This is a genomic window from Akkermansiaceae bacterium (assembly GCA_024233115.1).
Taxonomy (GTDB): Bacteria; Verrucomicrobiota; Verrucomicrobiia; order Verrucomicrobiales; family Akkermansiaceae; genus Oceaniferula.
Genome location: JACKQB010000006.1, coordinates 46,194 through 57,327 on the forward strand (window position 1 = coordinate 46,194; position 11,134 = coordinate 57,327).

9 protein-coding genes are annotated in these 11,134 nt (G+C 55.8%); 7 read left to right on the forward strand and 2 right to left on the reverse strand.

Annotation, left to right across the window (positions count from 1 at the left end; translation table 11 throughout):
- Positions 1-29 precede the first annotated feature (29 nt).
- Entirely contained in the window at positions 30-923 is an 894-nt protein-coding gene (locus H7A51_16365; GenBank protein MCP5537795.1) for an alpha/beta hydrolase, read from the forward strand.
- Here the strand turns inward: H7A51_16365 and H7A51_16370 are convergent.
- The gene (locus H7A51_16370) at positions 920-1,378 is read right to left on the reverse strand and encodes an NUDIX domain-containing protein (GenBank protein ID MCP5537796.1); all 459 of its coding nucleotides are present in this window, start codon (positions 1,376-1,378) and stop codon (positions 920-922) included. The two genes, H7A51_16365 and H7A51_16370, sit on opposite strands and share 4 nt — an antisense overlap.
- Positions 1,379-1,472: 94 nt before the next feature.
- Between H7A51_16370 and H7A51_16375 the strand changes: the two genes are divergently transcribed.
- Positions 1,473-2,012, forward strand: coding sequence for a hypothetical protein (locus H7A51_16375; protein ID MCP5537797.1), 540 nt, complete (start codon positions 1,473-1,475; stop codon positions 2,010-2,012).
- 20 nt (positions 2,013-2,032) lie between these two features.
- Here the strand turns inward: H7A51_16375 and H7A51_16380 are convergent, their stop codons facing one another.
- Positions 2,033-3,571 carry a hypothetical protein gene (locus H7A51_16380; GenBank protein ID MCP5537798.1) on the reverse strand — a complete coding sequence of 513 codons (1,539 nt, stop codon included), beginning with the start codon at positions 3,569-3,571 and terminating at the stop codon, positions 2,033-2,035.
- Positions 3,572-3,678: 107 nt separating this feature from the next.
- Here H7A51_16380 and H7A51_16385 point away from each other — a divergent pair, with 107 nt between their 5' ends.
- The 5 genes from H7A51_16385 (at position 3,679) to H7A51_16405 (ending at position 10,972) form a co-directional block, all read left to right on the forward strand.
- Positions 3,679-5,493, forward strand: a complete 1,815-nt coding sequence (locus H7A51_16385; protein ID MCP5537799.1) for an ATP-binding cassette domain-containing protein — start codon at positions 3,679-3,681, stop codon at positions 5,491-5,493.
- A 97-nt stretch (positions 5,494-5,590) separates the two neighbouring features.
- Positions 5,591-6,016 (forward strand): hypothetical protein, encoded by a 426-nt coding sequence (locus H7A51_16390; protein MCP5537800.1) that lies wholly within the window; start codon positions 5,591-5,593, stop codon positions 6,014-6,016.
- A gap of 60 nt (positions 6,017-6,076) precedes the next feature.
- Positions 6,077-8,044 (forward strand): hypothetical protein, encoded by a 1,968-nt coding sequence (locus H7A51_16395; protein ID MCP5537801.1) that lies wholly within the window; start codon positions 6,077-6,079, stop codon positions 8,042-8,044.
- A 273-nt stretch (positions 8,045-8,317) separates the two neighbouring features.
- On the forward strand, positions 8,318-10,390 hold the full coding sequence (locus H7A51_16400) for a sodium-translocating pyrophosphatase (GenBank protein MCP5537802.1): 2,073 nt from the start codon (positions 8,318-8,320) through the stop codon (positions 10,388-10,390).
- An 81-nt stretch (positions 10,391-10,471) separates the two neighbouring features.
- The gene (locus H7A51_16405) at positions 10,472-10,972 is read left to right on the forward strand and encodes a hypothetical protein (protein ID MCP5537803.1); all 501 of its coding nucleotides are present in this window, start codon (positions 10,472-10,474) and stop codon (positions 10,970-10,972) included.
- The last annotated feature ends 162 nt before the right edge of the window (positions 10,973-11,134 follow it).

Consider the following 11,134-nt stretch of genomic DNA (forward strand, 5'->3'; position numbering starts at 1 on the left):
TTAGCCAAGCAGGATCTGTACCTTTTTCCGTGCTTGCATTACCCCGGTATAACCGCGAGGTTACGCACGAAATGGGTCAGTGGAAAAAATATCTCATCGGCGAGTGGAATTGGATGCGACCGGTCAAATCGATTGCATTCATCTACCTGGCTCTTCTGGTGGTGGCCCTCGGCTTTGCCGACCAACTCATCCACCGACCACCCACCGCTGGTTATTCAGAGGCATCCCACCCGGTCCGCAGCATTGAAAAATCGGATGGCCGGAAAATCGCCCTGATCCACCTACCCGCAGCCCCCGGGATGCCCACGCTGCTTTGGTCGCACGGCAACGCCGAGGACATCGGCTACCTGGCAGAAAGACACCAGGATTTCCATGCCCGTGGATACGGCATCCTCGCCTATGACTATCCTGGATACGGCCTCAGCGAAGGCCGCCCGGATGAAGACGGATGTTATGATGCCTGCCAATCGGCGTGGAACCACCTGACGGAAACACTCGGCGTCCCCGCCGACCAGATCATCATCTACGGCCAATCCGTCGGAAGCGGCCCGTCGGTCTGGCTCGCCGAGCACCAGTCCTGTGCCGGGCTGATGCTGGTCACCCCCTTTATCTCGGCGTTCAGAACCGTCACCCGGGTGCCTGTTTTCCCGGGCGACCGGTTCAACAATATCGATCGAATCGCATCCATCACCACGCCATTACTCGTCGTCCACGGAGATCAAGACCAGGTGATCGGACAATGGCACGGAAAAAAACTCCATGACCTGCACCCGGGTCCAAAAACCTTTCTCAGTATCGAGGGCGCCGGACACAATGACATCTATCTGCTGGCCACGGACGAGATTCTCGACGCGCTGGATGTCTTCTGGAAAACGACAAGGCCCGGGGAGACCGACCACCAAGGCCTGAAGCCCAAATCCTAAAGTCTGACCTCAAAAAAATCGAGCATCACGGCGCGGTAGACCTGCCTTTTGAACTCGGGCAGCCACTTCAGCTTGAATTTCTCAGGGCGGATCCACTTGTAGCGGCCGAATTCGGGATTCCTCTGGGTATGCAGATCAATGTCCGGTGCCCCTTTTTTCAACTTGCAAAGATAATACGTCTGCACCTGGCCATCGAAGCGCATCTTCTGTTTCTTGACCTGGTCCGAGTAGAGGTAGGTGTAACCGCCCCGTTTTTCCAGCACCTTGTAGCCACTCCTCGGCAAGCCGATCTCCTCCTCCACTTCACGGGCCAGCGCGTGGATCATTTTTTCCTTCTTGTCCACGCCTCCCTGCGGGAACTGCCAGGCACCTTTTTTGTTGATGCGCTCGCAGACCAGTAATTTACCTTCACGATTCAACAACAGCAACGCTACATTGGGTCGATAACTCGCCATAACGAATGCTTAATGAACTTACCGAATTTTTACAATCAAGGTTTTGACGAAACTTTGTTTCTGATGGATAGTTAAAACCCAAACCACATATCCCATGAAAAAAGCCTACACCTACATCGCCACGACTCTTCTCGCCCTCTCTGTCCTGCCCACCTCAGTGAGTGCACAAACAGACGACAGCACTTCGGATGGAAACACCTCGGAAACCACCGGACCCCGCCGGTTCTGGCAAGCCAGCGTTCCCGGTGGAAACTACGTGGTTGCCCTGGACCGTATTTCCTCCGTCAGCAAGCACACCTACATCATCGATGGCAACCTCAGCGTTACTGAAGTGGTTGTCGATACCAACGGCAATTCATTGGTCCGCTTCTACTACATCGAGCCGGTGGGTTCAGACGCATCGAATGTGGGTGCCAGGGTCAAGGCCCGCAGCCAGGAAATCCTTGAACGCGCCGGCCAGCGCACTGGTGTGGATGTGAATTCCGCGGTGATGAAACAATACCCCACCACGACCCACGCCAAAACCGTGGAGTTCCGTGTCTCCGATGCGGGTGATCTCGATAAGCTTTACGGCAGCGTGCTCAATGCATGGGTCAAGGGAACCGGTAGAAAGTTCACCATCAAGATCCAGTGAACCGGCGCCTGCCGCTCACCTCACTTGTCCTTGCTGGACGAGCCGGGGATAAGGTCCAGAACTCCGCCCACCCCCTCGCGGATGATGTCGGTGCCCTCTTTGATGGCACCGCCACCTTCACCCAGTATCCCGGTGCCCGCATCAATGGCGGTCCCGGGTAGCTCCGTGGCCGTCTCGTGAGCAAACTTCAGTGCCATCTTACCCGTTTCAGGAACCAGCTCGAACATCCGTTCACCGGCGGCGGCAATCATCCGGTTGCTTAGATCCTCCTGCGGGTTGTCAATCGTACCGGTGATGCGCAGGGGCGACCATAACAAACCCTTCTCGCCCCGGACAAAAACCTTGGTCTCGGCTCCGGGAATGTGTGCCAGGGTCCCGGGCATGATCCCTACCCGGAACCGCCCATCCAGTCGACCATCCACCACACTGAGGTCTCCCACCACGCGCACCAGCCCCTCGCTAGCCATCACAATATCGGTGAGGTCCAGTCGGTTTCCCTCCTTCGAAAACGTCAACGTGGCTTCAGACAGATTGAGCCGACGAAATCTCTGGGTATTGGCATAGGCTGCAATCCTGTCCAACACCGGAAGAGCCGTCAGCACGCCCTTTTTCAGCTCCAGCTCACCCCGGGTGTGGGTGCCTTGCCCGGTTGACCTCACTTTGAACCTGGCACTCAGGTCGCCAGTGATGCGCTTCTGCCAATCCTCGGGCACCATCTCCTCCGCACGGACATCGGTCAGCGTGCCGTAAAACGCGTATTTTCCATCATCCACCTCCCCTTTCAAGGTGAGCAGACCACGGTCATAGACCCCCGACTTCGATTCCGTTAGAAAGATATGACCATCCTTGTACTTGCCTCTCGCCGATTGCAAGTCCAGCGGTGAACCGAACCATGAGGTGTCTATCACACCACCTGATAGATTGACATCATAAACCTGGCTCGCCTTATCCGTGTCGATTTTCATCGCGACATCGGTCGCCTTCAGATCACCACCGGATGTATTCAGCTTCAAGTTAAAGCTCGTGATCTCTACCGATGAAAGCTCGGCGTGGTCGGGCAGCAGGCTTTCGAGAAATCCCGGCTCGGTGGCGGCTTGCTCCGGCACGGGCTCCTGTTCATCCTCATCTTGATCAACCACGGCAGGCTCTCGGAAAGTGGTATCAAGCACCACATCAAGCCGGTTGGCTCGAACGTCCGATATTTCCCAGGCACCACGGCGAACCCCTGCCAGGCTAAGCGTCGCCTGCACCCCCTCGGCGCGCATCTGCCGGATCACGCCGCCGTTTTCAGCGGAAAACCCCGCCGTGCGCGCATTCATACCTTGCCACTCAAACAGCTCGAACCGGGCGTCCGCACCCATCACCGAACCCACGGTATCATTCATGAAGACGCGGAAATCATCACTGTGCAAGTACGTCTTCATCCAGGAATACAGACCAAATCCTGCAAGAATGATGGCCAACGCGAGTATGCCTAGGATACGAAGCAACCATTTCCCGACGTTACCCCGGACCTTTCCTGACCTGACTGCCTTTCTCCTCTGTGCGCGTCTCGACATAGGGGAAGATTAACCTTACTCCATAAATCCACAAGTTTTCTTCTCGCCTCCGGGCTTGTCTTTCACTAGTTAATTTAGTCGACCAACCTAATCCACCCGATCCTACCGTGCTTGAACTCAAAGACGTCTGCTTCACCATTCAAAAAGAGGGTGAACCCATCAACCTCATTGACAAAGTATCCCTGAAGGTTCCGCGTGGGCACTTCATGGCTATCGTCGGCCCCTCCGGCTGCGGTAAGACCACCTTGTTAAAAACCATCGCCGGCCTCAACCACGAGTCGGGCGGCGACCTCATCTGGGATGGTCGCAATCTCGCCAAGGAAAAGGATTTTGATCCTGCGGAAATCGGCTACGTGCCGCAGTTCTCCATCGCCTATGATCAACTCACCGTGGACGAGTCGATCGAGTCAGCCACACGGCTCAGGGTGAAAATCAAAAACTACTCCGAACTCGATAACCGCATCGACCGCATTCTCGAAGAGACCGGCCTGGCCGCGTTGGCTGACCGACCGGTGAAGGTCCTTTCCGGTGGACAAAAACGTCGGCTCGGACTCGCCATGGAGCTGGTCACCGGACCTCACCTCCTCCTCTGTGACGAAGTCACCTCGGGGCTCGACCCCCGCTCGGAGCGCGACATCGTCCGCCTGCTGCACCAGCTTTCCCGCACTGACGGGCGCACGGTCATATCCGTCACCCACTCGCTCGCCCACCTGGAGCTTTATGATTCCATTCTGGTGCTGCACGAGGGCCGTGTGGCCTACCACGGACCGCCGGAAGGACTGACCCACTATTTCTCCGTGGACGACACCGAGGAAGTCTACCCGCAGCTCGCCAAGCAACGCTCGGAGAAGTGGCAGCAGTCGTGGAGCAAACACAGTGACGCCTATTACGGCAAACTCGAAAAACGACGCAAGCAGCTGATCGAGAAAGGGGAACTCTCGGTGCCTACTGAAATCCCCCCCGCTACTGCCAAGTCGGGTAGAATAAAATCCGACACCGCCCCCCTGGAAGACCCCGCCGACTCGGACAAGATCATCCGCGAGGCTTCCGAGCTGGTCAAGACCCCTGGAATCGCCAGCCAGTTCACCACCCTGTTAGGACGCAGGTGGAAAATCTTCTTCCGCGACCGCGGGCAGGTCTTCCTGCAGCTCGCCATCCTGATCTGCTTCCCTATTCTGGTCGCCCTGTTCAGTGAACGCGGCAACGAGAACATCAAACGTTTCTCCGACCGCTATGAGGGGACGCTGCATGAAATCCAGGAGCATACCATGGTGGAAAAAAGCTACCTCAGCGTCGGCTCGGCCGTGTCCGGCATCGTGATGTTCCAGGTGGTCCTGCTCTCCCTGATGGGTTCTAACAACTCAGCCCGTGAAGTCGCCGGCGAACGTCTCATTTTCGAAAAAGAAAAGTTCGGTGGTATCCGGCCTACTGCCTACCTTGCCAGCAAAGTCGCGTTTCTTGGCAGTCTGATCCTGATCCAGTCGCTGTGGATGGCGATCTTCGTCCAGCAGTTCTGGAAATTCCCGGATGGCAGCGAGGCCGGCTTCCTGGATCACACCGTCTTCCTGATCCTGGTCAATGCCGCCATGACATTCATCTGCCTCGGAATCTCCTCATTGATGAAAACGGCTGAGCAATCGTCCCTGCTCTCCATCTATCTGGTCGGTTTCCAGCTCCCTCTGTCGGGCGCCGTGCTGGCACTGCCTGAAAGCATTGAATCGATCACCCGGCCCTTTATTTCCGCCTACTGGGCGTGGTCGGGCAGTATTGATTCGATGAACCCGAGCTATCGAAACGCCATAGACGCGGTGACGGAAACATCGTTCTTAACATCCAGTGCATGCCACTACCTGCTGGCTATACACATCGCCATCGGACTGATAGCCTCATACATCGGGCTGAAACGCCACCAATGGGATTAGTTTTCCCTTTTGACGGCCTTTACATAATCTTAACAAGATTGTGTTCGATTTTCCCATAGCCTTCCCTTATTTTCACATACTCCACTTCAACATACCCATGTCCCGCAGATCACGATCCAATACCAAAAGCAAAAACGCCAGCGGTATCATTATCGCCATCATTGTCGGCATCGCCGTCATCGGCGGCCTCATTGTCGGTTTCATCATGATCAAAAACAGATCACAACCATTCCCCCACCTCAGCGAGCTTCCGATCACCGATATGAAAAACGGCGCCACCAGCCTGAGTGGCAACAAATACCGCGTCACCGGCAAGATCTCTGAAAAGCTGAAATGGACCTCTGACCAGGGTCAAATGATCAGCGTCTCTGTCGATCAGGGCGAACAAGGCAAGGGCACCATCCCCATCAAGATTCCCTCCGGGGTCGACAAGGTCAACCTGGAGCGCGGCCACAGCTACACCTTTATGGTCGAGATCAACCTTGAGGGTTTACCCGTTGCATTGGATGTAAAAGCACAGTAGTTTACCAGACCCTCCGGGGACCAACACACCACCTACCAACCCTACGAAACCCTACAAGCTATGAAAAACCACACCTTCATTTTACTGGCGACCATTCCCAGCCTCGTGCTGCCGGTTGGCGCGCAAGTGTACAACCCCGGTACTGGCGGCGGCAACCAACCGGCACCATCGAACAACGGCGGAGGTGACACCACGATCGTGCGTGAGAACAAGAAGTCCGAGTCCCCCTACGGAAACGAAGTTCCCTTCATCGATCCCACACAGGAAACCATCACCCTGATGGGCCATACTTTCAACCTGGGCGACAACCGGCTCGGAGGACAGTTCGAAGCCTACCTCGCCGATGTTCCCAACGCCTCGCCTGCCGCCAAGGAATACCGCGAGACCATCGACGCCATTTTGACCGCCGTGTCACCACACACCAAGGGGATTTCCATCTCGCAAAAGCTGCGCAATGGTTTTGAACTCCTGCCACGCGCTGCCTCCTATCCAGGTGACGGGCGTATCTGTGACTCGCTCTCCAATGCCATCTATGCGGCCATGCTTTCGAAGGGCGCCGTCTCCAACTCCAAGGATTATATCGAGAACCTGGAAAAAGAGAAAAAGCGCATTATCTACAACGCCGACATCGTCGCCAAGAAAAAGGACCTGATCGATGGGGCGGATACCAAACAAAAAACCGGTACCCAGAAAAGCGGCCAGAAATCCACTGTCGAAAAAGCCGCCCAGTCCTTCGAGCTTCAGGAGATGCAAAAACGCATCATTGAGATCGAAGCACTGAAAAAAATGCACCAGGCCAAGGACGAGGTGAACATCATCCAAGCCAAGATCCAGTACCAGGCCCTGCTCGCCCAGCTCTTTGTGCAACGCCGTTTCGAACACGTCGTCATCGGCACCCGCTTCTATAATCTGATCTTCCGCGACGGCGATAGCCGGATGCGACTGAAAAAGGGCTCCGATGTCTCCAAGTTCTTTGGTGAAGGACTGGGGGTCGACCCCACGGTCACCGGACTCGACTCTGCCGCTAACGAAGCCATGCGCAAGGTCACCACCTTTGTGGCTGCCTTTAACAACCACGTTAGTCACAACGAGCTGCACAGCGCGTCGAAGCGTCTCACCGAAGCCTTTGCCATCGGTGAATTCCTTCCCGCCGTGCAGACCGTACCTGGCGACCAACGTCGGAAAATCCTCGAATACGTCCGTGATGGCAATGCCCTGGTCAAGGCCATGGATGTACACGACTACGCGCAGGCCAAGGTCCTTCTTGAAGCATTGAAAAAACGTTCCAAGGATTTTGATTCAACCAAGGCCGAGGGTGCCATCGCGGCTTACACCCGCGTCTCGGACGGACACATCCGCTCCGCGCAGATCGCGATGATGAAAGGTGACGAGGCCAAGTTTGAACAGGAACTCAAGAATGCCACCGCAGTCTGGCCGACCAATCCAAGGCTCAAGGAAATCGACAAACGCCTCGACAACATGCTCGACAAGGGGGATGTCGCTAAAAAACTGCTCGACGATTTTGACCGCTTGCTCAGCGAGGATAACTTCCGTGAAATCTTCAAGCGGCAGTATGAGTTTGTTCCCGTGGTCAAGGATGACGCTGTCCGCAAGGACGCGGTCGAGCAGATCGTCCGCAACATCCAGCGCATCGATATCTCCATCCTCCAGGCCAGTGAGTTTTCCAAACTCGGCAACGACTATGCTGCCTGGGAGTCGCTCGCCACCTTGCGTAACGAATTCCCGAAAGACCCGGAACTCCTCCAGCAGCTTGAGAAGCTGTCATCGAAAGTCGCCAACTTCACGGTTGCCCTGACCCGTGGCAAAGAGTTTGAGGAAAACGATCTCAACCCACAAACAGGATCCGCCCTGACGTGGTATCTGGAGGCCAAAAGTATTTACCCCGACAGCAAACATGCCCAGGAGGGCATCGACCGCCTCGTCAACCGCTCGCTGCCCGATCAGGGGGCGCCTTCCAGCAGTCCTGCCGCCACCGGTCCGATCGACGACGATGTGTCGCTGGACTAATATCATCCACCGACCCGGACAATCACCTCATCGCCCTTTGCCCTCGTTCGGGCAAAGGGCTTTTTGCTTTCTCTTTTTGCTTTCTTTTACCTGGTTCTTGCCACGGGGGGATGGAGCAAGCCATCAGGTGTTTTTCATCTATCTTTTTCTTGCTACTGTGTGCGCAATTCCTATGCTCATCGCCTCTACACCAGCGGGGCCAGGTCCCCCGCTTTTTATTTTATACCAGCTCCCCCGTCAGCAACCCATCCAAACACACACGCACTCCTCCCCATGAATCCCATCGTCACTCCCATCGCAGGCATCGCAGGCCTTGTCATCGCATTCCTGATTCTATCTAACATCCTCAAACGCCCGGGCGGCGAGGGCAAGGTGAAGGAAATCGCCGACCAGATTCACAAGGGCGCCATGGTCTTCATGAAACGCGAGTTCGTCCTCATATCCTTTTTCGCAATCATCATTGCCCTGCTGCTCTTCTTTTTCCAAAAAGAGGACTACGGCAAACAACAATCCCTGGCCTTTGTCCTAGGCTGCCTCGCCTCGTCGTTCGCCGGATTCGTAGGTATGTTCACCGCTACCCGCGCCAATGTTAGAACCACGCTGGCCGCACGCGACAATGGACAGGCCGACGCGCTCGGGGTTGCCTTCTTCGGCGGCTCGGTGATGGGCCTCACCGTTGCTTCGATGGGACTCATCGGACTGGGTGGGCTGTTTTACTTTTACAAGGAAAACGAGCACGTTGCGGAAATCATGGAGGGATTTGCCATGGGGGCATCACTGGTGGCACTCTTCTATCGGGTTGGTGGTGGCATTTTCACCAAAGCCGCCGATGTCGGTGCTGACCTGGTGGGTAAAGTGGAGGCAGGCATCCCCGAGGACGACCCCCGTAATCCTGGCGTGATCGCTGATAACGTCGGTGACAACGTCGGTGACGTCGCCGGTATGGGCTCTGATATTTTTGAATCCTACTGCGGTGCCCAGATTGCCACAGTGGCCATTGCCGGAGCGATTGCTGCCGATACGGCCAAGAACTCCGCGCTGCTGGAGAAGCTCGGCACCACGGCGGAAAAGGCTGATGAATTGATGTTTCTCCCGTTGGCGCTCACCACGGTCGGGCTGCTTTGCTCGGTCCTCGGTATCCTGCTGGTAAAAATGATGTCAGCCAAAAACCCCGCCAGCGCATTACGTATTGGAACCATTGGCGCCGCCATCATCTTTATTATTGCTTCATTCGGTTACACCAGCATGCTGGGGCTGAGTGGCAATGCTGCGCTCGCCGTTCTCTGCGGTGCCGTCGGCGGTATCATCATCGGCCTGATCACCGAGTATTATACAGGAGGAAAACCCATCCGTGACATCGCCAAGTCGGGTGAAACCGGCGTCGCAACGGTGATGATCAGCGGCTTGTCGGTAGGGCTCAAATCCGTCGCCGTGCCACTCCTGACACTAGCCGCCACCATCTATGTTTCCTACGAATTCGCAGGTCTCTTCGGAGTAGGCCTGGCCGCCGTGGGGATGTTGGGAACGGTGGGTATCACCATGGCCATCGATGCCTACGGACCGGTTGCCGACAACGCAGGTGGTATCGCTGAAATGAGTGCCATGGGACCGGAAACCCGCAAGATCACCGACGGACTCGACGCTGTGGGCAACACCACCGCCGCCATAGGCAAGGGCTTCGCCATCGGTGCCGCTGGATTGGCTGCCCTCGCCCTGATCACCGCCTTCATCAAAAAATCCGGCGTGGGTGAAGGCTTCAACTTTGCTGACGAAGCGGTATTACGCACCTTTTTCGTCGGTCTCTTTATCGGGGGGATCGTTCCCTTTTTAAACGGAGCCATCACCATGGATGCCGTGGGTAGCGCCGCCTTCGAAATGATCAACGAGATCCGCCGCCAGTTCCGCGAAATCCCGGGCCTCCTGGAGGGCACCGGAGAGCCGGATTCTGCAAAATGCGTCGATATCGCCACCCAGGCCGCCACCAAACGCATGATCCTCCCCGCTTTACTCGCCGTTGGAACCCCGATCACTGTCGGCTTTGGATTCAACGCCATCGGGGGCACCGGTATCGGTGCCATCGCGCTCACCGGGACACTGTGCGGCGCCCTGCTTGGCTGTATCCTGATGGCTCTTTTTATGTCGAACGCAGGTGGCGCATGGGACAATGCCAAGAAGTATGTCGAGGACGGCCATTACGGTGGCAAGAATTCCGAAACCCACAAGGGTTGTGTCGTTGGTGATACCGTCGGTGATCCGTTCAAGGATACCTCCGGTCCGTCGATGAACATCCTCATTAACGTGATGGCCATTGTCAGCCTCGTCATTGCCCCGCTATTGTGCCGCTAACGAGGCCCCGAGGGGGCTCGATAAATTGTTAGTCTTGTCATTGCTTCATTTTTGTAGGATATTTACACACGTTAAGTATCCATGCCCTCAGCTGTCCAGACATCCGGCAACGCACGCGAGACCCGCCAAAAGCTATCACTCGAGCAGCGCTCACGCTCCATCCCCTACAAAAGGCCTTTTGTAGTGGCCGTCCTGGCGACACTGCTCTTCTACCTGGGCCTGATTGCTTTTTGCACCAGTGTCGTGACTTTTTTTCTCGCACCGATCGAGCTGAGACGTGGTGCCGCTTATACACTGGTTACCTTGCTTCCCATCTGTGGCTTCCTCTGGACGGTTGCCTATTTTAAACGGCGGAAAGCCACATGCCCCCTGTGCAAATGCACCCCGTTTCTTGATAATCTGGCACACAAACACCAGAAGTCATTCAGGGTCAGACCCCTGAACTATGGGACCACAGCTGTGCTGAACGTCATGATCAGCCAACGCTGGCGCTGCATGTACTGCGGCACTCCCTTTGATATCCTCAAAACAAAAAAAGGTCACGGTTACGTAGCCGACCAGGATAATCAAACGAAGGAATAATAAGAAAAAAATCGAGCAGGCGGCGGGTCACCCCCGCCACATCTACAGCAACACCCTCTGTGTAGATATTGGACTTTGAATCTTTCGGTCTTCTTATCAGCAGTGTCAGAAGCTTCCAGTAGTCTGCCAGCCTATTGATCGTAAAAAGCCCGGCGTCACGCG